Consider the following 22,824-nt stretch of genomic DNA (forward strand, 5'->3'; position numbering starts at 1 on the left):
CATGGGCAAGGGGCTGAGGTGGCGCGGGCCGGTTCTGGCCGATGACCGTGGCACGATCCGTCACCTGCAGGAGACCGTTACTGCGGGCGGCGGCGTGCGGGTCGGTGAGGGCGCGGTTTGTGCGATTGCCCCGGGATGGATCGAATGTGCCACCTCCGGCAGCAGCGGTGCCCCGAAACGGATCCGCCGGACCGTTGCCAGCTGGACCACGAGTTTCGCGCTGAACGCTAAGCTTTTCGGCCTCGACGCGCGGTCGGTCGTGGCGCTTCCCGGAAACATGGCGCAATCCCTGACCCTTTATGCAGCGCTTGAGGCGCAGTGGAACGGGGCCGCGCTTGTGGATCTGTCTGTCCATCGCGGGGATCGGCAGCTGGCGCATATGGCGCGGTGGGGCACCACCCATGTCTATGCCACGCCAGCGCAGGTGGAGGTGATGCTGAAAGGGCAGGGGGGCTGTCCTTCGCTGCGTTATTGGATCATCGGGGGCGGGCGGTTGTCGGCGGATCTGCGGGCGCGGCTTGCGCTGCGTGTGCCTCAGGCGCGGATCATGCAGTTTTACGGTGCCTCCGAGACAAGTTTTATCACGCTTGACCGCGGCGATGCGCCGGAAGGATCGGTCGGTCGGGCCTATCCTCAGGTCGAGATCGCGGTGGATGCGGCGGGCGAATTGCGGGTGAAAAGCCCCTATCTGTTCACGGAATATGCGCTTGGCAGCAGCCCTGACACCTGCTGGCATGCCGACGGGGTTCTGAGCATTGGCGAGATCGGGCATGTGGATGCGCAGGGCTTTGTCTATATTCGCGGGCGCAAGGGGCGGATCGTGCAGGTGCTGGACCATCTGGTCAGCCCCGAACCTGCCGAGGCGCGGCTGGCAGACTGGTTGGCCTGTGACGTGGCCGTTGTGGCGCAGCCCGATCCGCTGCGCGGGGCACGGCTTTGGGCGATGGTCGGGGAGGGGCCTGCCCCCGAGGCCGTCGAGGCGGCGCTGGTCCGGTTGCGGCAGGAACTGGGGGCGGTGGCCTCTGCGCATGGCTGGCAGCGGGTTGCGCCCTTTCCTCTGCTGCCGACAGGCAAGCCCGACATACGGGCTTTGGAGGCGCGGCTATGAGAGCGGTGCGCGTGGTGGCGGCGCGGCGCTCGGCGGTGGTGCCGCGTGGCGGTGCCTTTGCCGGATTGGACCCGCATCAGCTTGCCGCGCCGGTGATTGCCGCCTGTCTGGCCGATGCCGGTCTTGCGGCGGGGGCGGTTGACGAGCTGATCTGTTCCAACGCCATCGGGCCGGGCGGCAATCTGGCGCGGGTCGTGGCCTTGGCGGCGGGGCTGCCGCAAGAGGTGGCGGGGCTGACGGTTGACCGGCAATGTGCGGGCGGACTGGATGCGCTGTTGCTGGGGCAGGCGCTGATTGCCGCGGGGCAGGCCGATGTGGTGATTGCGGGCGGCGTCGAGAGCTACTCCCGCCGCCCTTTGCGTGCTTTTGACGGGCCGGAGGGGCCTGAATTCTATACGCAGGCCCCGTTTACGCCCTGGCCAGAGCGCGACCCCGATATGGCCGGAGCGGCGGACCGGCTGGGCCAGATCTGCGATATTCCCCGTGGGGAAGCCGATGCATGGTCCGTAATAAGTCATGAAAAAGCAATGGCTTCGCAATTTCCTGAAATCGTGGAAATAGCCGGTATCGCAACCGACCCCTATCCCCGGCAGATGGCCGCAGGGGTGATGCGGCGGGCTCCGGTTCTGGCCGGAGCGGTCACGGTTGCCAATACGGCGGTGGCGGCGGATGCGGCGGCGTTTTTCGTGCTGATGGCCGAACCGCTGGCGCGGGGCAGGGGGCTTGTGGTCGGGCGCGGGCGCAGCTTGGGCGGGCAACCCGACCTGCCGGGGCTGGCGCCTGTTGCCGCGATCCGCGCGATTGACGGTGCGGGCGCGGATCGGGCCGAGATCATGGAGGCCTATGCCGTTCAGGCGCTGGCCTGCGTGCGGCAGGCGGGGCTTGATCCGGCGCGGGTCAATCTGAAGGGCGGAGCCTTGGCGCGGGGCCATCCGATCGGGGCCTCAGGGGCGATTCTGGTGGTGCGCCTGTTTCACGACCTGTTGCCGGGGGAAACCGGACTGGCGGCGATTGCCGCCGCCGGCGGGATCGGCACCGCGCTGCTTTTGCACCGCGATCCCTGAGACAGGTCTAGTCGAAGCCGCGCAGCGTGGCATAGCTGTCCAGCGGCTCGCGTTCGGTGCGGAAGCCGTTGATCACCGCATGTTCGTCGGGATAACCGATGGCGATGCCACAGAGCACCATTTCATCCGGCGGCAAAGCCAGCGTTTCATGCACGACATCGGCGTAATTGGCCATCGCGCCGATGCCCACGGTGCCCAGCCCGCGATCCTGCGCGGCCAGCATCAGCGCCATGATGGACATGCCAAGATCCATGAACCCGCCTTCGCCCATGTGCCGGTCGATCGAGACGATGATGCCCAAGGGCGCGTCGAAGAAGCGGTAATTGGCCTTGAACTGCCGCCGCCGCCCGTCGATATCGCGGCGCTCGATGCCGAGTGCCTGGTACAGCGCGTAGCCCGCAGCCCTTTGGCGGGCCTTCAGATGTGGCGGGATAGGGCGCGGAAACCATTCATATTCCGCGACCTGTGGCCGGTTGTCGTCGATGGCGGTGGTCAGGTTGGTGACGAGCCCCGCCAGCGCGCGGCCTGTCAGGGCGTGAAAGCTGCCCGGTTGCAGATTGGCCCCCGAGGGCGCACGTCTTGCGGCCCAGAGCAGGTGCTCGGTTGTCTCGCGCGAGACCGGATCGGGCAGGAAGGCGCGGGTGGATTGGCGCGCCTTCAGCAGGTTTTCCACGCTTGTCGGCATGCGGTGGGGTCGTCCTTGTTTGTGGCGTTATTTCGCGCGCGAGAGAACGCTTTGTGGGCGGGCTTTGGCGAGCCCCTGAGTGATGAAGCCCGCCAGCACTGCCTTCACAATATCGCCCGGAATGAAGGCAGTGGTGAGCCATGTGGCTTGCAAAATGGTTTTGTCCAGAACAATCGACATACCGATGATGCCCGCTGCATAAAGCACGACGACCCCGCCCAGTACCGAGCCCAGAATGCCCGAGACCGTCAGCGACAGGCCGCGCGTTTTTTCAACGAAGAGGCCGGTGACGAAGGAGGCGATGGGCCAGCCGATCAGGAAGCCCGCCGTCGGGCTGGTGAAAACGCCCAGACCGCCGCGTCCGCCCGACAGAAGCGGCAGACCAAGCGCGACAAGCATGATGAACAGCAGCGAGGACAGCGCCCCCCGTTTGGCCCCCAGCACGGTGCCGGCCAGCATCACGCCCAATGTCTGCGCGGTGATCGGCACGCCAAAGCCCAGTGTGAGGTTGGGCAACAGGCCCAGAGCGGCGGTCAGGGCGGCAAAAAGCGCCACCAGCGTGATAGAGCGTTCCATAGTCAGTTGTCCTCCCTGACAGGTGGGGATTTGGCGGGCGGAATGACCCCGCCCCGCGCGCGCAGGGCTTCGGCTACATGTTCCGCATCGTCTAATGCCAGAATCCCCAAGGGAAGCACAAGATGCCAGTTGGTCCGTCTTGGCGAGCGGGCGCGCCAGCTTTGCGCCAGAAGCTGGCCTTTCTGCGCCAGAATCGGGGTGAAGCGGATGGTCAGCGCCATCGCCAGTTCCAGCGCACGGGTGTTCAGCCCCAGCCGTGCGACGGGGCGCAGCAGCGTATTGAGCGCGTCGATCATATCTGCCAGCCGCGTGGTCATGGTGACCAGATTGGCCAGCGCCACGGCGGCGCTGAAACGGGCCACGATCCGCAGCCCTTCTGCCCAATCGGCGGTCAGCCCGTGCCAGAGCGCCAGCACCAGCACCAGCGGCCAGAGCGGGCGCAGGGCGCGCAGCCCCGCCCGCGCAAAGCGCCCCCCGCCTGCCAGATACAGCCCCGCAGCCCCCGCCAGCGCCAGCAGCGGCGGCCAGAGGCCCGGCGTCATGAACAGCAGGGCCGTGGCCAGACACAGGGCGACCAGCTTGGGGCCTGCGGGCCAGTGATGGGCGCGGGTCTCAACCGGCGAGGTCAGAGAGATCATCGCCCAGCCCCGCTTGGTTCATATAGGCCAGATAGTCGGGAAGCACGGTCTTGGCATGGCCCGAACGGTGGATGCGGCCCTCATGCACCCAAAGCACATGGTCATAGCCCGCAAGGCAGTCCGGATCATGGGTGATATGCACCAAGGCCTGCGGCAGGGTCTCGAACAGGCGCATCAACTGGCCGCGGATTGCCAGATCAAGGTCGGAGAAAGGTTCGTCCAGCACGATGAGCTGCGGCTGCATCAGCAGGATCGCCATCAGGCAGACCAGTTGCTTCTGGCCCTGTGACAGGGTCGAGATCGGGGCCTCCTGCCAATGCGCCTTGCCGAACCGCTGCAGCATCGCCCGAACAAGCTCTGCGGTTTCGGTCTTGCCATGCCCCTGTTGGCGCAGGCCGAAAGACAGCTCTTCCTGCACGGTCGGGAAGATGATCTGGTGATCGGGATTCTGGAACAGGATGCCGATGCGGTTGAGCGCGGCATGGCGGTCCCTGGCGGGATCGATGCCGTCAAGGCGCAGGCTGCCCGCATCGGGGGCGATCAACCCCGAGATCACCCGCGCCAGCGTCGATTTGCCAGAGCCGTTGCGGCCCACGATACCGAGCCTGCGCACCTGTAGATCAAGGGTGATGTCCGACAGAACGGTTTTGCCCGCAAGGTCGAGCCGGAGATCGGTCAGGGTAAGGCGGGGGCACTGCGCCATGAGTATCAAGTCACCGGATCTTGTCAAAAGATGCCCTGTCCTGCCGCAAAGCCGCAGCTTTTGCAAGAAGCGGCACGCTGCGGGCCGCGGTCAAGGGGGGCAAAAGGGGGGGGGGGCAAAAGGGGGGCAGATCCCGCGCCCCGCTGCCGCATGGCGCGAAAGGCCGCCCCGCCGGTGTGACCGGCAGGACGGTTTCGGGGCATGGAGGCGTTACCCCAGATGGATCTCGCCTTTGGGGTAACGCAGCCTTGGCACGGAACGGGTGGCCAGAAAGAAGCCGAGGGTCAGCGGGCCGACCCGCCCGAGGAACATCACCAGAATGATCACCGCCCGACCGAAGCCGTTCAGCTCGGGGGTATAGCCGCGCGACAGGCCGACCGTGCCGAAGGCGCTGGAGACCTCGAAGGCGATATCGAGGAAGGTGCCGTCATGGGTGATCAGGATCAGGAAGGTCGCCACAAAGACCAGCACGGTGCTGATGGCGGTCAGCGCCATGACCTTGAGCACGGCCTCGAAGCCGATCGAGCGGCCAAAGGCGTTGAGCTGGGTCTGGCGGCGGAAGAAGGCGATGGTGGCAAGGATCATCACCACGAAGGTCGTCACCTTGATGCCGCCCGCCGTCGAGGCCGGTCCGCCACCGATCAGCATCAGCGAGATGAACATCAGCACCGTGCTGTCATGCATGGCCCCGATATCGGTGGTGTTGAACCCTGCGGTGCGGGTGGTGACGCCCTGAAACCAGCTGATCATCAGCTTGCCCCAGACCGAATAGGGGCCAAGCGTTCCGGGATTGCTCCATTCGAGCACGGCGAACATGATGACCGACCACGGGATCAGCACGCCCGTGCCCAGCAGCATGATCTTGGTCGACAGGCTATAGCGTTTCCAGCCCTTGCCCGAGGCGACCTCGCGCAGGACCGAATAGCCGATCCCGCCCAGAATGAAGAGCGCGGGGATCACCAGATTGATGACCGGATCGGTGGCATAGCCCACCAGCCCGTCGGAAAAGGTGGAAAAACCGGCATTGTTGAAGGCCGAGACCGAATGGAAGACCGCCTGCCACAGGCCGTTCCAGAAACCGAGCCTTGGCACGAAACTCAGGCACAGGAGGGCTGCGCCAATGGCTTCGCAGATCAGCACCGCTTTCAGGATGACCCCGACAAGCTGCATCAGCCGGTGCATCGAATTCTGGTTGAGATCCTCACGCAGGTAGATCTGGCCGGTCAGCCCGATGGGCAGGCCAAGCGCCCCCAGCACCAGAACGGCAAAGGTCATCAGCCCCAACCCGCCAAGCTGGATCAGGAAGGTCAGCACGACCTGCCCGAAAAAGGTCAGTTTGGTGCCGATATCAAAGACCACCAGCCCCGTTACCGTGACCGCCGAGGTGGCGGTGAAGATGGCATCGGACCAGCTGATTTTGGCGGTATGGGAGACCGGCATCATCAGGGCGGCCGCCCCCAGAAGGATCGCTGAGGCATAAAGCACCGACAATAGCAGCGGCGGCGGCATATGGATCAGCTTGCGCTGGCATTTGCGCCAGACAAGTTGGGTGGTCTTTTTCACAGCGCATCCCCGAAAGCGCGCAGCTCGGGGCGGCGCCCCAGCACCAGCAGCTTGTCCTGCGCGGCCAGTTCCAGTTCGGGGGTGGTGCAGGGCAGGAATTCGGTGCCGCGCATCAGCCCCAGCATCCGCACGTCATGGCGGCTGCCGATTTCCAGCGAGGCAAGTGTCCGGCCCTTCAGCCGCTCCGGCACCGCCATTGTCACGACGCTGAAGCCGTTGCCCAGATTGACGTAATCCTGCACGACGGGGTTGTTCAGCCGCTGGGCGACATGTTTGCCCATCTCCTGTTCGGGCAGGATGATCCTGTCCGCCCCCAGCTTGGAGAGGATGCGGTGATGGGTTTTGTTGATGGCTTTGACCCAAAGCTGGTCCACGCCAAGCACGCGCACATTCATGGTGGCGAGGATGCTGGATTCGATGTCATGGCCGATGGCCACCAGCGCCACATCATAGCGGTCCACCCCTGCCTCGCGCAGGGCCTGTTCGTCTGTCGCGTCCAGAATGATGGTCGAGGTCAGGGCTTCGGCCAGCTTGGCCACGCGGGATTCGTCTTGGTCGATTCCCATCACGGTATTGCCGAAGCGCGCCAGTTCGCTTGCCACAGCCGAGCCGAAGGCCCCGAGGCCGATAACTGCGAAAGTGCGGTTTTGTTTGGGCATAGGCTATCCATTGGCCGTTTCGAGATGCTGGGAGGTTTGGCGCAGAATAAGGGAAAGTCAATTCACGCTCGGTTTTGCGAGAGGCGGATGCGGGGGGTCAGCGTTTCTGGACATGGCTGCGGTCGGCCTGCGGCGGGGTGCCAAAACGGGCCCCGTAGCGCGTGGTGAAATGGGCCTGCGAGGCAAAGCCCGTCATCTGCGCGATCTCGCTCAGCGGCAGGGCGCTGCGCTGGACTAGGGCACGGGCCACATCAAGGCGCATGTGGCGATAGACCTCCATCACCGGCGCCCTCAGCGTGGCATTGAACTGGCGTTGCAGCTGGCGCTCTGACAGGCCCGCCAGATCGGCCAGTTGCGCGGGCGAGAGCGGGTCGGCGATATGGGCTTCCATCAGTTCCAGCGCCGCCTCGACCATCGGGGGCAAGGCCCCGTAACGCGCGGCAATCGAGCTTTTCTGCGGTGTTTCGGAGGGGCGGACCTGCGCCTGAATGAACCAGTCCGAGATCTCGTGGGCAAAACGTGCGCCATGATCGCGGGCAATCAGCATGTGGATCATGTCCAGCGGTGCCGAACCGCCCGCGCAGGTATACCGGTCGCGGTCGATGACGAAAAGTTTGCGCTCCAGCAGGAGGGTCGGGTCGATATGCGCGATGTCGTCATAATGGTGCCAGTGCACCGTAAAGCGCCGCCCCTCCAGCAGCCCCGCCCGCGCCAGCAGCACCGCGCCGCCCGAGATGCCGCCAAGCTCGACCCCCGCACGGTCGGCGCGCCGCAGCCATGTGTCAAGCGCGGGCAAGCGCAGCCGCATCGGGTCGCCCCCCGCCACGACGAAGACCAGATCGAAGGCCATGCCCGCCTCCGCCAGCGGGATGGCATCAAAGCGCGCCCCCAAGGAAGAGGTGGCAAGCGTCCCTTCGGGCGTGAGGATGCGGACATCGTAAAGATCGCGCCCCGCAAAGCTGTTGGCGGCGCGCAGCGGATCAAGCGCCGCTGCCGTTGACAGCATGGCATACCCGTCAATCAGCACGAATCCGATACGTCTGATGGTCATCTTTGTCCCTAAGTGAAAACAGAATGTCCGTAGCGCGAAAATATCACGGGTTTGAACGCGCTACTATCCCCCTCGTTCCAGTGGCAAGGCAGGCCCCGAGGGAGCTTGTGAATGTAAGGAGATTGCCCAGATGACCGATGCGCGCACCGCAGATACTATCGCAGCCCAGACTGTCCGAGAAACCCGCGTAGGGACGACGGTCTTGTCGGAACGTTCCGATATGGCGCTGATTTCGCTGGGTGTGAAACGGGGCGCGCAGGTGCCCGTGCCGATGGGGGTTTCCCTGCCGGGGCCGGGGGCATGGCATGGGGGCCGTGGTCTGGGGGCGTTCTGGACTGGTCCGGGCCAATGGATGCTGGAAGCCGAGCATATGTCCGAGGTCGATATGACCCGCAATCTGCGTCACGGCATGCCGGGCCTGTCGATCAGCGCGCAGGGCGCCCATCGGGTGATGCTGGAACTGGTGGCCTGCGATGCCCAGACGGTCGAGGCGCTGATGGCACGGCTGACGGATCTGGAGATCGACAGTTTCGCACCGGGTTCGGCACGCTTGGCGCATCTGGCCGGTAGCGAGGTGTTTGTGATCCGTCGCGCCCCGAACCGTCTGGCGCTCTTGGTGGCACGTAATGACAGCAGCCGTGTCTGGCAGGTCATGAACCGTGCGATGGTCGAGCGGGCCGCAGGCCTACGCGGTGCGCTCGAGCCGGTTCTCTAGGGTCAGGCACAGAGGAAAGGCCCCGAAAACGGGGCCTTTTTCACAGGCTGTTACAGCAGCAGATCATCGGTCAGGATGGACAGGTCGGGGATATTGGCCGCGACACTGGTCGTTGTGTCATCATTGAGGTCGGTCAGGTCATACCGTCCCTCGCCAATCGTCAGCCACGAGACGGTTTCGTAGACATGGCCGACCTCGCCATCGCGCGACTGTTCTTCTTGCAGATACAGTGCGGTGCCTTTGGCGGTGTCGAGGCTGCGCAGCACGATTGTGTCACCGCCCAGATAGGATTGCACATCCGCGAAGAGCACCTGATCCTCGTTCGCGTCAATCAGGCTGGCCAGATGATTGACCGAGCTGGTATCGCCCGTCACCAGAGACCCCGAGGCGTCTTCCACCGCGGCCCATTGCACGACACGGCTTGTGCTGCTGGAGACACCGGAATCGGCCTCTTGCGCGGCAAGGCGCAGCGTGGCGCTGTCGCTGTCGACATCGCTGATCCGATGGGTCACCGTCTGGCCGCCTTCGCCCGAGACCGAGGCCAGAATGGTCGGTGTGCCGTCAAAGCCGTCATAGCCGAGGGTGACCTGTTGGCTGCCGGTCACCTCTTGCGTGCCCAGAGTGATCTTCGTCCCGTCCGAGAGCATATGCGCCCCTTCCGTGCCCGCCATCCACGAGATGGTTTCGCCGGTATGGTTGCCATCGAGATAGCTCCATTCGGACAGGCGCAGGTCGAACCCCTCATCGGTGATATTGCGCAGCTCCGTCGTGACCGCATGGCCGCCATTGGTGGTGATCGGACCCAGCACCACGACCGCATCGGGAATAGCCTCGCTGAAGCTGACATGGACCCAGCCATCGGCACCTGCCGTGCGACCCAGACTGAGCGTGCCAACCTCCAATGCGCCCTCGGTGGTGTTGGACAGGACCGGATCGCTTTTGACTTCTGTCTCGCCCGTTGCCTGTAGCGTATAGCTGCCGGTGGCCAAGGCGCTATAGGCCACATTTTCCGCAACATGGCCCGTTTCGGCATCGCGCGACTGTTCTTCCGCAACTCTCAGATAGGTCGAGCCGTTGCTGGTGGTCTGACGCAGGGTCGCGGTGTCACCGCCTGCCATAGACTGCATATCGGCAAACAGCGCGGTTGCGCCGGTCGTGCCGATGGATTGCCACCCGCCAGCCAGCCCGACCGAACCGGAGGTCATCAGCGTGCTGCCGTTCTCGATCACCACATAATCGAAGCTGCGGGCCTCGGTGGCCTCGGTGCCGCGCTCGGCTTCTTCTGCCTGCATCCGCACCTGAAGCTGATCGGCGGAGACATCCACCAGACGGTGGGTCAGAATCTGGTCGCCCGTGCCGACAAGCGAGCCATAGGCCGTGACAGAGCTGCCCGCCTCATAGCCGTCCAGCGCGATGGTCGTGTTTCCGGCGCCCGAAATATCGGCCGAGCCGAAGGTGATCTTCGTGCCGTCGCTCAGGAAATAGTCCCCCGCTGTTCCGGCCATCCACGAAACCGATTCAAGCGTATGGGCGCCGTCGAGATAGGCCCATTCGCTCAGGCGGATGTCGAAGCCCGTGCTGGTGACGTTCTGGATTTCGGGGACAAGCGTATTCCTGCCGTTCGAGGTGACGGGGCCAACCACAACCACCGCATCGGTAATTTCGGCGCTAAAGCTGATATGCACCCAGCCATCCGTATTGGCATGGCGCATAAGATCGGTCACGCCCACTTCCATCCGTGCCGTGCTGGCCGTGCTTGTGGCAGGTTCGCTGGTGGTGGGCTCGCTGGTGGTGGGGGTGGTCGTGCTGGGCGTCGTCGTGCCGGTCGCCGTGCTGGGGGGGGTGATTGTCACCGGTTGCAGGGCGGTTCCGTCAAGAATGCTGCTGGCCGCAATCCAGCCGCTGCCGATCACGGGGTCGAGATCGGAGACATTGCAGCTTCCATCCGCGAAAGACAGCGTTTCGATATTGGTCAGGATATCGGTATCGGTGCCGTTCCTGATCTGGAGCTGTGTGCCGCTGAAGAAGACCAGCGCATCATCGGAGGCGAATTCGTAATAGGCGGTATCCTGGCCTGCGCCGCCATCCAGTGTATCGCTGCCAGCATTGCCGATCAGCGTGTCATTGCCCGCATCCCCTGCCAGCAGGTCATTGCCATCCCCGCCCTGCAACAGATCGCTGCCCTGCCCACCGCTGAGCTGGTCCGCCCCCGCGCCGCCCGAAAGCTGGTCATTACCATCGCCGCCGGAAAGCTGGTCCGCCCCCGCGCCGCCGAAGATCTGGTCTGCTCCGGCCCCGCCTGACAGCACGTTATTGGCGCTGTTGCCGGTAATCGTGTCATCGCCGCTGCCGGTCGAGACATTCTCGATGACGGTGCCGACCGCGATGGCGAGGTTCATCGTGCGCCCCCCGATATCGGAGAAGCTGCCCGGGGTCAGGTCGATGCGCTGGTCCGCGCTGCGGCTGTGCAGGTCGATGACATCGGTGCCGCCTGCATCGACAATGGTTTGCGCGCGGGCATCCAGCAGGGTCTCGCCGCTATCGCCATAGCTGGTATTGCCGCTATGGACTTTGCTGGAGGTGCCATAGAGTTGCTGGATGGCAAAGACATCCGCGATCTGCGGCGTGACCACATAGGAAAAGCTTGCCCCCGTATCAGCGCTGAGCGTCTGATAGAAATAGGACATGATCGAATATTGCCATGTATCATTGGCAAAGGCGGCATCCGAGGCAAAGGTGGCCGAGCCGTTATAATTGCCGGTATGGCCAAGACCCAGCGCATGGCCGATCTCGTGGATATAGGTCTGCAGCATATAGGCGCTGGAGGCGAAGCCCTCGTCGATATTGATCTTCGCGGATTTGGTGATTCCGGAGGAATAGACCGACGAGGTCCATGCCCCCGAGGCACTGTCGCTAAAGGTGATCTGCGCCGATCCGGTGGTTTCGACAAAGCTGATCCCCGACGCATCGGTCCATGCCGAAAGCGCATCGCGGGCATAGGCCTGACTGGTGGCGCTCAGCGCGGAGAGGTTGACCGTCAAAGAGCCCGAGGCCGTAATGTTGAACTTGTGGCTGCTGCTGCCCTTGTCCTCCCAGTAGCCGTCCTGAAGATAGGTGGCGATTTGCTCCACGCTCCAGACCGGTTTGCTGCTTGAGGTGCCCGAGGCAGAGGTCGTGGCGGTTGCCAGATCCGTCAGAGGCGCGAAATGGAGTGGATTGCCGCAAAGTGAGCACATGGAACAGATCCCTGAGGAATGACCGAGGTGAGAGCAGCTTTGCTGCAATCTGTACGCACGTTTTGCGCGCTTCCGCGGGGAAGGGTCGATCTTTGCCGCTTCCCGATAGCCTCTGGATCCCATTTACGGGTGGTCGCGGCGTGCCCGAATTCGGGCGAAAATCGGGCAGTTGGATTCAGCTTTAATAGAACATGAAATGTTTTTGCGCCCCGTTCGCAGGCGGGGCGCATTCTGGTTGGGGGAGCGGAAGGCCGTTCGCTCCGGAGATCGCGGGGCAGGGCGGATCAGCCGTGCCGTTTCTCGGTCAGGGCGTAAAGGAAGGCCAGCGCGGGGGCGAGAAGCCCCAGACCCGCCGCCAGAGACCAGCCTCCGGCCACATAGGCCCAGACCCCTACTGCCGAGCCCAGAGCCCCGCCAAGGAAGAAGCTGGCCATGTAGATTCCGTTCAATCTGGCACGGATGCCCGCATCCAGCAGGAAGATCTCGCGCTGCCCCAGCACCAGATTGGCGGTCACGGCGAAATCCAGTATCAGGGCGGCGGTGACCAGCCCTGCGAGGGCGACGATCCGGTTGTGCGGGACCGCGAGGCACAGCACGAATGCCGCCATGCCTGCCAGCAGCGCAAGCCGTGTGGCCGGATATCCCCAGCCGCGATCGGCGATCCGGCCTGCGACGGGCGAGGCGACCACGCTGGCGGCACCGACTAGGGCAAAGATCGCGATCCCGCCTTGGGTCAGGCCGATGGCGGGGCTGGCCAGCAGCAGCGGGGTGACCGTCCAGAACAGGCTGAATGCGCCGAACATGGCCGCATGATAAAGGGCGCGGCGGCGCAGGACAGGGGTCGTTATGGCGATATGCCCGATCGAGCGCATCAAAGCGCCATAGCCCATCCGGCTTGCGGGGTGGCGCTCGGGCAGGCGGCGGGCCAGCACGATGCCAAGGATCACAAGCGCGAGCGCGGCCAGCACAAAGACGGTTTGCCATGCGAAAGAACCGGCAATAAAGCTGGAGACGGGGCGGGCCAGCATGATGCCCGCCATCAGGCCGGACATGACATTGCCCACCACTTTGCCGCGATGGGCGTCATCGGCAAGATGCGCGGCATAGGGCACCAGAACCTGCACGGCCACCGCCCCGAGCCCCGTGCAGAAACTCGCGGCAAAAAACAGCCATTGGCCGGGCGCGAGGGCCGTTCCCGCAAGGGCCAGAACGCTCAGCCCGATCAGGGTCAGGACCAGACGCCGGTTCTCGAAGATATCGCCCAGCGGCACCAGAAGGATGAGGCCCAGACCATAGCCGAGCTGTGTCAGCGTCACCACAAGCCCTGCAAGCCGGTCGGGGATCTGCACGGTCTGGGCGATCAGGCCGACCAGTGGCTGCGCATAATAGATACTCGCGGCAAGGACACCGCAGGAGAGTGCCAGAAGAAACGAGATCCCTGCGCCGGGTGCCTTGTTGGGGGCAGGGGCTGGAGCGGTGGCAGGTCGGGGATGGGGCATCGGGTTTTACACTTTATAAAACGATCATTCCCTAATTTGGCGCAGGGCAATGACGAGGGGCGGAAGGGATTAGGCGAAGAGTTGTAGCAGGGTATCGATAGGGTCGGCGGGGTCGCCTTCGGCATAGCCGATCTTGCCCGCAAGGCGCATGCCTTGCAGTGTATACAGCAGAAGACGCGCGGTTATGCGCGGATCCGTGGTCAGCGTCAGGCTCCCATCGGCCCGCCCCGCATCGAAAATCTTCAGCAGGGTCGCTTCAAGGCGCTCATAGGCTTTCAGGACGGGCAGGGCCATCCGCTCGTCAAATGTGGTGATCTCGGTCAGGGCCGAAATCACCATACATCCGGTGCGCCCTTCACGGCCCTGGCTTGCATCGACATAGACCGAGATGAAGGCACGAAGCTGGTCGCGCCCTGTCTGGCCCTGTGCCATGCGCGCAGTCAGCGCCGCGTTTCGGGCGGTCAGATAATGGTCGAGCGCGGCAAGGAAAATGCCGAGTTTGTCTTTGAACGCCTTGTAGAGGCTGCCTGATGTCAGGCCTGTGGCCTGACACAGATCGCCGATCGATGTCGCGTTATAGCCCTTTTCCCGAAACACCAGCACGGCCTGATCAAGCACCTGCGGAAGATCGAACTCGCGCGGGCGGCCGGGGCCACGTTTGGAATGCGGGGTCTGGGCGGTGGAATCGGTCATGACTCCTCAATAGGAAATGACCTATTCCAAATCAACCGGATATGTACAGGGTGCCGCAAGGAGAAGCGGGGCCGGTCCGCAGGAGGGCGGTCCCTAAGCGCCTTGCGCGCGGACGGGCCGGCTTTAGCCGGTGTAATGCTGCGCCAGAGACTTGGCGATATCGCGGATGGCGGCGCCGAGTTCGGTCTGTTTGACCTGACTGGCTTCGGCGCTGGTCATCGAGATGGCGATACCCGCGACGGGGCTGCCCGCGGGGCCGAGGATTGGGGCGCCAAGGCAGACCATGCCCTCCCGGATTTCTCCGTTATCGATGGCATAGCCGTTCTGCCGCCAGATCTGCGCGTCGGCCTCGAAGGCGGCGATGTCGCGCACGCTATTGGGCGTGAAGGGGGCGGGCCAGGGCAGATGCAGGATGGCTGTCCGCTCGGCCTCGGGCAGATGGGAAAGCATCGCCTTGCCTGTGGCGGAATAGACCGCCGGAAGGCGCATTCCGATCTGGAAGGTAAAGCCCAGAGGGCGGTCCGAATTGCGGCAGGCCAGATAGACGACCTGCCCCTGTTCGAGGGTCGACAGGGTGACGGTATAATTGGCCAGCCGGTCATCGCGCGACAGAACCCGCTGGAATTCCGAGATCAGCGAGGAGCGTGTCAGATAGGCGCTGCTCCAGCGCAGGCAATGGGCGCTGAGGCTATAACCGTCTGGCTCCGAATGCAGCACACCGGCCGCGACAAGTGTCTCGCAGATTCCGTAGACCGAACTTTTGGGCAGGCCCATTTCGCGGGCCAGTTCCGAGACCCCCAGCGGCGAGGGATGCGCGGAGAGTTTGTCCAGTATCAGGATTGTCCGCTCTGCGGCGGGGGCGCGTCGTTTGGAGGGTTCTGCCATCTGCCATTTCCTTTGAGCCGCAGTCTTACGCGAAGATGTGAGCGATTGACATAGGTGTATACATCGGCATACGTTCCATATAGCAAACGTCGTTTCATATATGGAACGATACTGCAAGACCTACGCAACTCCAAACGATGAGGCCCGCAATGTCCCAACTCAAAGACCCGTCGCTGTTGAAAGATGCCTGCTTGGTCAATGGCCAGTGGGTGCATGCCGCCTCCGGCGCAACGATCGATGTTCTCAATCCCGCTGATGGATCCGTTGTCGGGACGGTGCCCGCGCTCGCCCCCGAGGAGATCCCTGCCGTGATCGAGGCCTCGCGCAAGGCGCAGGCCGAATGGGCGCGCTGGACCGCCAAGGAGCGGGCCGCCGTCTTGCGTAAATGGTTCACGCTGATGGTCGAGAATACCGACGATCTGGGGCTGATCATGACGCTCGAACAGGGCAAGCCCCTGAAAGAGGCCAAAGGCGAGATCGGCTATGCGGCCTCGTTTGTGGAATGGTTCGCCGAGGAGGCCAAACGCGTTTATGGCGACACGATCCCCGCTCCGGCGCGCAACCAGCGCCTGACCGTGCTGCGCCAGCCGATTGGTGTCACGGCGGCGATCACGCCTTGGAATTTCCCGGCCGCGATGATCACCCGCAAAGCCGCGCCGGCTCTGGCGGCGGGCTGTTCGATGATTGTGCGTCCGGCCGATCTGACGCCGCTGACCGCGCTGGCCCTGGGCGTTCTGGCCGAACGTGCGGGGATTCCGGCAGGCGTGTTCCAGATTGTGACGGGACCGGCGTCGAAAATCGGTAAGGTGCTGACCGATAGCGATATCGTGCGCAAGCTCTCCTTCACCGGTTCGACCGAGGTGGGGCGTCTGCTGATGGCGCAATGTGCCGACACGATCAAGAAAGTCTCGCTGGAACTGGGCGGCAATGCGCCGTTTATCGTGTTCGACGACGCCGATCTGGATGCGGCGGTGGAAGGGGCGATGGCCTCGAAATACCGCAATGCCGGTCAGACCTGTGTCTGCGCCAACCGCATTCTGGTGCAGCGCGGGGTCTATGAGGCCTTCGCGCAGAAACTCTCGCAGAAAGTCTCGGCGCTCAAGGTCGGGAATGGCACCGAAGAGGGCACTGATATCGGTCCGATGATCGAGGCTAAGGCGCTGGATAAGGTCGAAAGCCATATCGAGGATGCGGTGTCCAAGGGCGCGACCCTGCTGCAGGGCGGCACACGTCTGGGCGGGCTGTTCTTCGAACCGGCGATCCTGACCGGCGTCACCCCCGAGATGAAGGTCGCCAAGGAAGAGACCTTCGGGCCGCTGGCGCCGCTCTTTGCCTTCGACACCGAGGAAGAGGCCGTGGCGATGGCCAATGACACGATCTTCGGGCTGGCCGCCTATTTCTACACAAAGGATCATGCGCGGATGGTGCGTGTGTCCGAGGGGCTGGAATATGGCATGGTTGGCCACAATACCGGCCTGATCTCGAACGAGGTCGCGCCTTTCGGCGGTGTCAAACAGTCCGGTCTGGGGCGCGAGGGCTCCAAGTACGGCATCGAGGAATATCTCGAGCTGAAATACATCTGTAGCGCGCTCTGACCCTTTTGGTAAGTCCCGCGGCCTTCCGGGCGCGGGACAGTTGTGTTTTTCTCTTCAAGGACAAGATCAATGACTGATGGTATCAAACCGTTCTCCTTCGACACACCCGGCTCCACCTTGGTGGAATGGGGTGGCGCGAAGCGGATGGGCGAACTTCTGGGGGCGTGGTTCCCGGAACGTAACCTGTTGATCGTGACCGACAAGTTCCTGCATGAAAATGGCTTGCTCGATCCGGCGATTGCGTCTCTCAAGGCGCATGGCTTCAGCGTCACCGTATTTGATGATGTGGTTGCCGATCCGCCGGAGGCCGTGCTGATGGCCTGTGTTGAACGTGCGAAATCGGCAGGCTCCGATATTGTCATGGGGCTGGGGGGCGGCTCGTCGATGGATATCGCCAAGCTGGTGGCGGTGATGCTGGTCTCTGAACAGCCGCTGTCCGAGCTGTATGGGATCGGTAAGGTCGAGGGCAAGCGCACGCCCTTGGTGCAGGTGCCGACCACGGCGGGCACCGGATCGGAAGTGACCAATATCACCATTCTGACCACCGGCGAGACCACCAAGATGGGCATCGTCTCGCAACAGCTTTATGCCGACCGCGTGCTGCTGGATGCCGAACTGACCATCGGCCTGCCGCCGGTGCAGACGGCTGCCACCGGTATCGATGCGATGGTGCATGCCATCGAAGCCTTTACCGGCCAGCACAAGAAGAACCTGATGTCGGATGTCTTCGCCAAGGAAGCGCTGCGTTTGATGAGCGCGAACCTGATCACGGCCTGTCAGGATGGCACCAACCGCGCGGCGCGTGAGGCGATGCTGCTCGGGGCCAATCTGGCCGGTCAGGCGTTCTCGAACAGCCCCGTGGGCGCGGTCCATGCGCTGGCCTATCCGCTGGGCGGGCATTACCACCTGCCGCACGGGTTGACCAACGCGCTGATGCTGGGCCCGGTCCTGCGCTATAACATGGCCGGTGCCGCCGCGCTTTATGCCGAGCTGGCGGATGTGGTGATCGGGCCGTCCGACGAAGGCACGCAAGCCAAATCGGCCAATTTCGTGAACTTCATGCAGGATCTGATGGACCGCTCCGGCGCGCCGCTGAAGCTGCGCGATGTCAAGGTACCTGAGGCCGATCTGCCGATGCTGGCACGTGATGCGATGCTGCAGACCCGACTGTTGGTCAACAACCCTGTCGAAGTGACGGAACAAGACGCGCTCGCGCTGTATCGCGAAGCGTTCTGACCCTCTTGTCAGGCGCCTCGACGCATCGCAGGTGGGGCGCCTGACACAAAACATTCTCGCCCGGGAGGGAAGGGCGAACTGCGTAGATTACGAGGAGACTTCTGTGAGACAACAACGCATCGACGGGCAGGAAACGCCCTATTGGCCGGCGGGGCCGTTCAAAATCCGCCTGCCATTCCTTCACTATCGGTTTGAATGGCCGGACTATTTCCAGGGCCTTCTGATGTGTGCCGTGGATCTTGCGGCGATCCCGCTGATGGTTGAGCTTCTCAATATGCCGTTCGAGGTCGCGCTGGCGGTCGTGATGATGAACGGCATTCTGTATCTGACCCACCACCTGCTGGGTGACCCCGTCGTGCCGGGCTGGATCACCCCCGCGATCCCGCTGCTGATGGCCTATTGCGCGGCCTTCCCCGAAGGCCCCGAGCGGGTGCATGCGCTGATCGCCTTCCAGTTGATGCTCGGGGTGTTCTCGATCTTTATCGGGGCCTCGGGGCTGGCGCATCGGGTCGTGCAACTGATCCCTCAAGCCATCAAATCCGGTATCATCATCGGTGCGGGGATCGCGGCGGTGATCTCGGTCTTCAAGGTAGGGGGGCGCTTTGACAGCTTTCCCTTCACCATCTCCATCGCGGTCGGTATTGCCTTCTATGTGATTTTCTCGCGCCATTTCGCCAAGCTGAAAAATGTCAGCCCCTTCTGGGGGATGGTCGGCAAATTCGGGATCTTCCCGATTGTGGCACTGGCTATCGTGATCGCGCCGGTCTTCGGCGAGGCCCCCTGGCCCAAGATCGAATGGGGGATCTCCAAGCCCGATTTCGTGACGCTGTGGAAAGAATATACCGTGTTCGGGCTTGGCTTTCCGCCACTGCATATGTTCGTGTCCGCCGTTCCGACGGTTCTGGCGGCCTATATCGTGCTGTTTGGCGATGTGCTGCAAAGCAAGGCCATTCTGGACGAGGCCGATCACGAGCGTCCCGATGAGGTCGTGCATTACAATCCTGACCGCGCGCATATGATTTTCGGGGCGCGGAACTCGATCATGTCGATCATCGGTCCCGATGTCGCGATGTGTGGTCCGCTTTGGGCGGCGATGCATGTGGTGATTGTCGAACGGTTCTCGCAAGGCAAAAAGGCGATGGATTCCATCTTTGGCGGGGCGGGGTCGTTCCGTTGGGGGACGAATACCGGCCTTCTGCTGATGCCGATCGTGACCCTCGTGCAGCCCATCCTCGGCATTGCGCTGGCGCTGACCCTGCTTATTCAGGGCTATGTCTCCGTGCGGATCGGGGTGATGGAAGCCCGCTCGCAGCGCGATCTTGGTATCGCGGGCATCGTCGCCGCTGTTCTTGCGACGCGGGGTGCGGCCTGGGCCTTCGCGGTTGGGGTTGTGCTGTGCATTCTTGTCTATGGTCGGGATTTCTTCCGCGGCGAAACCGACAAGACCTTCGTCAAGGACCAGCAAAGCTGAGCCATATGGCGATGATCCGGAACGGGGGCCCGCAGGCCCCCGTTTTCATTGGCGATAGGGGCCTGTCCTATCAGGACGGCCTGCTATCAGGCTGCAGCGCGGCCGAAGAGCGACCGGAGACGGGCAGATCATATGCCGGATGCCCATCGGTATCGGATTGTGTCCGCAGATCGGTCCTCCTTTGTCCGTGTGCGACCGGCGTGCGGCGCAAAGGGGGGCTCTCCCGCAGGGTCAGTCTTCGCGCAGGGCATAGGCCATATAATCGGAGAGCGGTTTGACCAGAACCGAGGCGGGGCTGCGTGCGCCTGTCCGGATGAAAGCTTCAAGCGGCATACCGGGTTGGAGCGGCAGATCGCCAAGCGCCTCATTCGCCTCCGGCGTCAGTTCAAGCTCTGCCGTGTAATAGGTGCTTTGCGTGTTCGGGTCGGTGATCGTGTCGGGCGAGACGGTCCGCAAGGTGGCGGAAAAGCTCGGTGTCGTGCGGCTGTTGAAATTCGGGAACCGCACCATCGCCGATTGTCCGGCATGGATCCGGTCGATCTGCAGCGGGTCGATGCGGACCATGAAGATCAGCGGCACGTCTTGCGGCACGATGGACACGACTTCCTGTCCGGCCGCGATCACCCCGCCAATCGTGTGGATTTTCAGCCCGAGCACGCGTCCCGACATGGGAGCCCGCAGGACCAGCCGTCCCAGACGGGTCTCTGTGACGCCAAGCTGTTCGCGGATTTGCAGCTCGTTGGGCTGCTCGCTGCGCAGCGCGTCTTGCGATTCCTCCCTACGGGAGGCTTGGGTTCGCAGTCCCTCGATCTCATATCCGGCAATCGAGCTGCGAGCCTCGGCGATCGAGGCTTCGAGCTGGCCGATATTTCCTTGCAGTTCCGCTTCCTGCCGATACAGCGCCGAGACACGGCTTGCCTGTGTCAGCCCCCGATCCAGCAGGCTCGCCTGATCGGTCAGTTCCTGCCGGATCAGTTGCAGCTGGCGGTTGCCGGCCTGAACCTGACGCTGATAGCCCCCGATCAGGGATTGCGTCTGTTTCTTGCGCTCTGTCAGCTGTTCCAGCGTGCGGGCCTGCGTATCACGGCGGGAGTCGAACAAGGCGGTTTCCGATGCCAGAAGCCGTTGAGTCTGGGCATTTTCCGTCGCATCCGCCAGAAGTTCCTCATCGAATGTGATGGTTTGTGCATCGCTGACCTCGGCCTGAAGCCGGTCGATCCGCGCCAGTGTTTCGGTCAGATTGGCATGCAGAAGGGCGCGTTGCGCCAGCAGTTCGGAATCGTCGAGCCGGATCAGCGGTGCCCCCGCTTTGACGGTCTGGCCGTCGCGCACGAAGATTTCGGCGACCATCCCGCCGTCCGGATGCTGGAGCGTCTGGCGACGGGCTTCCACCTCGACACGGCCTTGGGTCACCACTGCGCCGTCGATTTCGGTGGCGACGGCCCACGCCACGAAGCCGCCGCAGCCCAAAGCCAGCACCGCAAGCCCTGCCATCATCGGTCCACGAACAGAATAGCGTGTCATGTCAATTCTCTCCAACTGCTTTGGGGCGCACGAAGTTGCTGGCATTTTTCACGTGGCTGCGCAGGACCTCGTCACGCGGGCCGAAGGCGCGGATCTGTCCTTTGTCAAGCAGCAGCACCTTGTTGCAATGTGCCAGTGCCGAGGGACGATGGGACATCACAAGGGTGATCTGCCCCTGTTTGCGGGCGATCGAAATCGACTGGTTCAGCGCCTTCGTGCCCGCATCATCCAGACTGGAATTGGGCTCGTCGAGCACAAGCAGGATCGGGTTGCCGAAGATCGCGCGGGCCAGCCCGATCCGCTGTCGCTGACCGCCGGAAAGTTCGGGCGCCCCGTCGCTGAGCGGGGTGTCATAGCCTTGCGGCAGCGACAGGATCAGCTCATGGGCAGCGGCCGTCTGGGCCGCGTAGACGATGTCCTTCGGGTCGGCATTAGGGGTGAAGCGGGCGATGTTCTCGGCCACGGTTCCGGCAAAAAGCGTGACCTCCTGCGGCAGATAGCCCAGCAGCCGCCCAAGGGCCTCGCGGTCGAAATGCGCCAGCGCCGCGCCGCCAAGGCGGATTTCGCCATGCAGGGTGGGCCAGAGCCCGACCAGCGCACGGGCCAGCGTGGATTTTCCCGATGCAGAGACGCCGATGACAGCAATCGCGTCCCCTGCAACCGCTTCGAAACTGAGCTGGTGGAGGGTGGGCGTGCGGCTGCCGGGCGGGGCCACCAGAATATCGCTGACCGTCAGCTCCGGCTTGGGGCGGGGCAGCGACATCGGGGCTTCTTTTTCGGGGGTCTCGTCCAGCAGGCGCGACAGGGATTTACGGGCATTCCACGCATTCTGGATCGCGGCCCATTGCCCGACGGTCTGTTCGACGGGGGCAAGGGCGCGCCCGAGCAGGACCGAGCCCGCAATCATCGCGCCCGCCGTGAGCATGTTCTGCAAGACCAGCCATGCGCCCAAAGCCAGCATGGCCGACTGGATGAACATCCGGAATGCTTTCGTGGCCTGTGTGAAGCCACCGCTGCGATCGGCGGCCTTCATGCCATGCAGTAAGGCGCGATCACGGGCATTTTGCCAGCGGTCGAGCATCTGGCGGCTCATCCCCAGTCCGCGCAGGGTTTCCAGCCCGCTGCGCATGACCGTGCTGCGCATCTCGGCTTCGGCGGCGGCGCGATTGGCCTCGGCATGGGCGGCGTGGGTATAGCGCTGGTTGAGCACCGCAAGCGTGAACACAATGACCGAAGAGGCGATGGCAAACCACCCCATCAGCGGATGGAAGAAAAACAGCAGGGCGACGAAGATCGGGGTGAAGGGCAGGTCGAACACCGCCCCGAGCGCGGGAGACCCGAAAAGCGCATTGATCCGGCTGAGCTCTGTCGCGCCGGTGGCGGGCTGGTTGCGATAGGCGGCCGAAGCCGTGCGTTCGAGCGTGGCGCGCATGATGCGGGCATCCAGCCGTTCAACAAGCTGCGCGCCGATCCGCGCCAGAATGCGGCCACGGAAATAGTCCAGAAGCCCCATGACGGTGAACAGGAACCCGACGATCAGGAACAGCACCAGCAATGTCGAGCTTGAGCGCGAGCCGATCACACGGTCATAGACCTGTAGCATGAAAAGCGGTCCGGTCAGCAGCAGCACGTTCACTGCAACGGAGAATAAGGCAATCGCCCAGAGCGCCCCACGGGCGGGACCAAAGATGTGGCGTAGCTCGCCAGACGGCTTGCTATTTCGTGGTGCGACCATGCGGAGCCCCCGTTTGTGTCGATTAGCCTTAATGCGCCAGTATTAGGCGCGTTTGGGTTAAGGATGTCTTGTGATGTGATCGCGCGTGGACGGATCGCTAAAGATGCTAGCATTTTTCTGCAGGGCTGGCAGGCCCACAACTGCCTTGCAACCGTCGCGTAAGCGGATATATGCGCGCCGAGTGACGG

At 63.4% G+C, this 22,824-nt stretch carries 19 protein-coding genes; 6 read left to right on the top strand and 13 right to left on the bottom strand.

Annotated elements, in window-relative coordinates; translation table 11 throughout:
* Position 1 precedes the first annotated feature (1 nt).
* Positions 2 to 1,108, top strand: a complete 1,107-nt coding sequence (locus AC2ISB_RS17685; RefSeq protein WP_486577169.1) for an AMP-binding protein — start codon at positions 2 to 4, stop codon at positions 1,106 to 1,108.
* Positions 1,105 to 2,172: a thiolase family protein gene (locus AC2ISB_RS17690; RefSeq protein WP_330647250.1), complete on the top strand. Its 1,068-nt coding sequence runs from the start codon at positions 1,105 to 1,107 to the stop codon at positions 2,170 to 2,172. Before AC2ISB_RS17685 ends, AC2ISB_RS17690 begins: the two co-directional genes overlap by 4 nt.
* A 7-nt stretch (positions 2,173 to 2,179) precedes the next feature.
* On the opposite strand, the gene AC2ISB_RS17695 is transcribed toward AC2ISB_RS17690, so the two are convergent.
* The 7 genes from AC2ISB_RS17695 to AC2ISB_RS17725 form a co-directional block, all read right to left on the bottom strand.
* The gene (locus AC2ISB_RS17695; RefSeq protein WP_330647249.1) at positions 2,180 to 2,857 is read right to left on the bottom strand and encodes a nitroreductase; all 678 of its coding nucleotides are present in this window, start codon (positions 2,855 to 2,857) and stop codon (positions 2,180 to 2,182) included.
* 27 nt (positions 2,858 to 2,884) lie between these two features.
* Positions 2,885 to 3,433 carry a biotin transporter BioY gene (locus tag AC2ISB_RS17700; protein WP_330647248.1) on the bottom strand — a complete coding sequence of 183 codons (549 nt, stop codon included), beginning with the start codon at positions 3,431 to 3,433 and terminating at the stop codon, positions 2,885 to 2,887.
* A gap of 2 nt (positions 3,434 to 3,435) precedes the next feature.
* Entirely contained in the window at positions 3,436 to 4,071 is a 636-nt protein-coding gene (locus tag AC2ISB_RS17705) for an energy-coupling factor transporter transmembrane component T family protein (protein ID WP_330647247.1), read from the bottom strand.
* Complete coding sequence (locus tag AC2ISB_RS17710) at positions 4,046 to 4,774, bottom strand: energy-coupling factor ABC transporter ATP-binding protein (RefSeq protein WP_486577170.1); 729 nt, start codon at positions 4,772 to 4,774, stop codon at positions 4,046 to 4,048. Before AC2ISB_RS17710 ends, AC2ISB_RS17705 begins: the two co-directional genes overlap by 26 nt.
* 210 nt (positions 4,775 to 4,984) lie before the next feature.
* Positions 4,985 to 6,283, bottom strand: coding sequence for a TrkH family potassium uptake protein (locus tag AC2ISB_RS17715; RefSeq protein ID WP_330647285.1), 1,299 nt, complete (start codon positions 6,281 to 6,283; stop codon positions 4,985 to 4,987).
* A 50-nt stretch (positions 6,284 to 6,333) separates the two neighbouring features.
* Entirely contained in the window at positions 6,334 to 6,996 is a 663-nt protein-coding gene (locus tag AC2ISB_RS17720) for a potassium channel family protein (RefSeq protein WP_330647245.1), read from the bottom strand.
* Positions 6,997 to 7,093: 97 nt separating this feature from the next.
* Positions 7,094 to 8,047 carry a GlxA family transcriptional regulator gene (locus AC2ISB_RS17725; RefSeq protein WP_486577172.1) on the bottom strand — a complete coding sequence of 318 codons (954 nt, stop codon included), beginning with the start codon at positions 8,045 to 8,047 and terminating at the stop codon, positions 7,094 to 7,096.
* 130 nt (positions 8,048 to 8,177) lie between these two features.
* Between AC2ISB_RS17725 and AC2ISB_RS17730 the strand changes: the two genes are divergently transcribed.
* Positions 8,178 to 8,762, top strand: coding sequence for a hypothetical protein (locus AC2ISB_RS17730; protein WP_486577173.1), 585 nt, complete (start codon positions 8,178 to 8,180; stop codon positions 8,760 to 8,762).
* 50 nt (positions 8,763 to 8,812) lie between these two features.
* Here the strand turns inward: AC2ISB_RS17730 and AC2ISB_RS17735 are convergent, their stop codons facing one another.
* From AC2ISB_RS17735 to AC2ISB_RS17750, 4 genes are all read right to left on the bottom strand, one after another.
* Positions 8,813 to 11,998, bottom strand: coding sequence for a M10 family metallopeptidase C-terminal domain-containing protein (locus AC2ISB_RS17735; protein ID WP_486577174.1), 3,186 nt, complete (start codon positions 11,996 to 11,998; stop codon positions 8,813 to 8,815).
* A 284-nt stretch (positions 11,999 to 12,282) separates the two neighbouring features.
* Positions 12,283 to 13,497, bottom strand: coding sequence for an MFS transporter (locus tag AC2ISB_RS17740; RefSeq protein ID WP_486577176.1), 1,215 nt, complete (start codon positions 13,495 to 13,497; stop codon positions 12,283 to 12,285).
* A gap of 69 nt (positions 13,498 to 13,566) precedes the next feature.
* Positions 13,567 to 14,190 carry a TetR/AcrR family transcriptional regulator gene (locus AC2ISB_RS17745; RefSeq protein ID WP_341485905.1) on the bottom strand — a complete coding sequence of 208 codons (624 nt, stop codon included), beginning with the start codon at positions 14,188 to 14,190 and terminating at the stop codon, positions 13,567 to 13,569.
* 123 nt (positions 14,191 to 14,313) lie between these two features.
* Entirely contained in the window at positions 14,314 to 15,075 is a 762-nt protein-coding gene (locus AC2ISB_RS17750; protein WP_330647239.1) for an IclR family transcriptional regulator, read from the bottom strand.
* Positions 15,076 to 15,224: 149 nt separating this feature from the next.
* Here AC2ISB_RS17750 and AC2ISB_RS17755 point away from each other — a divergent pair, with 149 nt between their 5' ends.
* From AC2ISB_RS17755 to AC2ISB_RS17765, 3 genes are all read left to right on the top strand, one after another.
* Positions 15,225 to 16,670: an NAD-dependent succinate-semialdehyde dehydrogenase gene (locus AC2ISB_RS17755; RefSeq protein ID WP_330647238.1), complete on the top strand. Its 1,446-nt coding sequence runs from the start codon at positions 15,225 to 15,227 to the stop codon at positions 16,668 to 16,670.
* Positions 16,671 to 16,739: 69 nt separating this feature from the next.
* A complete protein-coding gene (locus tag AC2ISB_RS17760; protein ID WP_486577177.1) occupies positions 16,740 to 17,906 on the top strand; it encodes an iron-containing alcohol dehydrogenase in 1,167 nt (388 codons plus the stop codon).
* Positions 17,907 to 18,009: 103 nt separating this feature from the next.
* Positions 18,010 to 19,377, top strand: coding sequence for a hypothetical protein (locus tag AC2ISB_RS17765; RefSeq protein ID WP_330647236.1), 1,368 nt, complete (start codon positions 18,010 to 18,012; stop codon positions 19,375 to 19,377).
* Between the two features lie 231 nt (positions 19,378 to 19,608).
* On the opposite strand, the gene AC2ISB_RS17770 is transcribed toward AC2ISB_RS17765, so the two are convergent.
* Together AC2ISB_RS17770 and AC2ISB_RS17775 are read right to left on the bottom strand one after the other, a co-directional pair.
* Entirely contained in the window at positions 19,609 to 20,901 is a 1,293-nt protein-coding gene (locus tag AC2ISB_RS17770) for an HlyD family type I secretion periplasmic adaptor subunit (protein WP_330647235.1), read from the bottom strand.
* A 1-nt stretch (position 20,902) separates the two neighbouring features.
* Positions 20,903 to 22,636 (bottom strand): type I secretion system permease/ATPase, encoded by a 1,734-nt coding sequence (locus AC2ISB_RS17775; RefSeq protein WP_486577178.1) that lies wholly within the window; start codon positions 22,634 to 22,636, stop codon positions 20,903 to 20,905.
* Positions 22,637 to 22,824 lie beyond the last annotated feature (188 nt).

The organism is Thioclava sp. NS-SX20 (genome assembly GCF_057380695.1).

What these genes read in the sequence shown, in the direction of transcription:
- AC2ISB_RS17690 (WP_330647250.1), top strand. Translation starts at nt 1,105, where the DNA reads ATGAGAGCGGTGCGCGTGGTGGCGGCGCGGCGCTCGGCGGTGGTGCCG.
- AC2ISB_RS17725 (WP_486577172.1), bottom strand. Translation starts at nt 8,047, where the DNA reads ATGACCATCAGACGTATCGGATTCGTGCTGATTGACGGGTATGCCATG.
- AC2ISB_RS17685 (WP_486577169.1), top strand. Translation starts at nt 2, where the DNA reads ATGGGCAAGGGGCTGAGGTGGCGCGGGCCGGTTCTGGCCGATGACCGT.
- AC2ISB_RS17750 (WP_330647239.1), bottom strand. Translation starts at nt 15,075, where the DNA reads ATGGCAGAACCCTCCAAACGACGCGCCCCCGCCGCAGAGCGGACAATC.
- AC2ISB_RS17730 (WP_486577173.1), top strand. Translation starts at nt 8,178, where the DNA reads ATGACCGATGCGCGCACCGCAGATACTATCGCAGCCCAGACTGTCCGA.
- AC2ISB_RS17775 (WP_486577178.1), bottom strand. Translation starts at nt 22,636, where the DNA reads ATGGTCGCACCACGAAATAGCAAGCCGTCTGGCGAGCTACGCCACATC.
- AC2ISB_RS17695 (WP_330647249.1), bottom strand. Translation starts at nt 2,857, where the DNA reads ATGCCGACAAGCGTGGAAAACCTGCTGAAGGCGCGCCAATCCACCCGC.
- AC2ISB_RS17705 (WP_330647247.1), bottom strand. Translation starts at nt 4,071, where the DNA reads ATGATCTCTCTGACCTCGCCGGTTGAGACCCGCGCCCATCACTGGCCC.
- AC2ISB_RS17735 (WP_486577174.1), bottom strand. Translation starts at nt 11,998, where the DNA reads ATGTGCTCACTTTGCGGCAATCCACTCCATTTCGCGCCTCTGACGGAT.
- AC2ISB_RS17700 (WP_330647248.1), bottom strand. Translation starts at nt 3,433, where the DNA reads ATGGAACGCTCTATCACGCTGGTGGCGCTTTTTGCCGCCCTGACCGCC.
- AC2ISB_RS17720 (WP_330647245.1), bottom strand. Translation starts at nt 6,996, where the DNA reads ATGCCCAAACAAAACCGCACTTTCGCAGTTATCGGCCTCGGGGCCTTC.
- AC2ISB_RS17770 (WP_330647235.1), bottom strand. Translation starts at nt 20,901, where the DNA reads ATGACACGCTATTCTGTTCGTGGACCGATGATGGCAGGGCTTGCGGTG.
- AC2ISB_RS17755 (WP_330647238.1), top strand. Translation starts at nt 15,225, where the DNA reads ATGTCCCAACTCAAAGACCCGTCGCTGTTGAAAGATGCCTGCTTGGTC.
- AC2ISB_RS17740 (WP_486577176.1), bottom strand. Translation starts at nt 13,497, where the DNA reads ATGCCCCATCCCCGACCTGCCACCGCTCCAGCCCCTGCCCCCAACAAG.
- AC2ISB_RS17745 (WP_341485905.1), bottom strand. Translation starts at nt 14,190, where the DNA reads ATGACCGATTCCACCGCCCAGACCCCGCATTCCAAACGTGGCCCCGGC.
- AC2ISB_RS17710 (WP_486577170.1), bottom strand. Translation starts at nt 4,774, where the DNA reads ATGGCGCAGTGCCCCCGCCTTACCCTGACCGATCTCCGGCTCGACCTT.
- AC2ISB_RS17760 (WP_486577177.1), top strand. Translation starts at nt 16,740, where the DNA reads ATGACTGATGGTATCAAACCGTTCTCCTTCGACACACCCGGCTCCACC.
- AC2ISB_RS17715 (WP_330647285.1), bottom strand. Translation starts at nt 6,283, where the DNA reads ATGCCGCCGCCGCTGCTATTGTCGGTGCTTTATGCCTCAGCGATCCTT.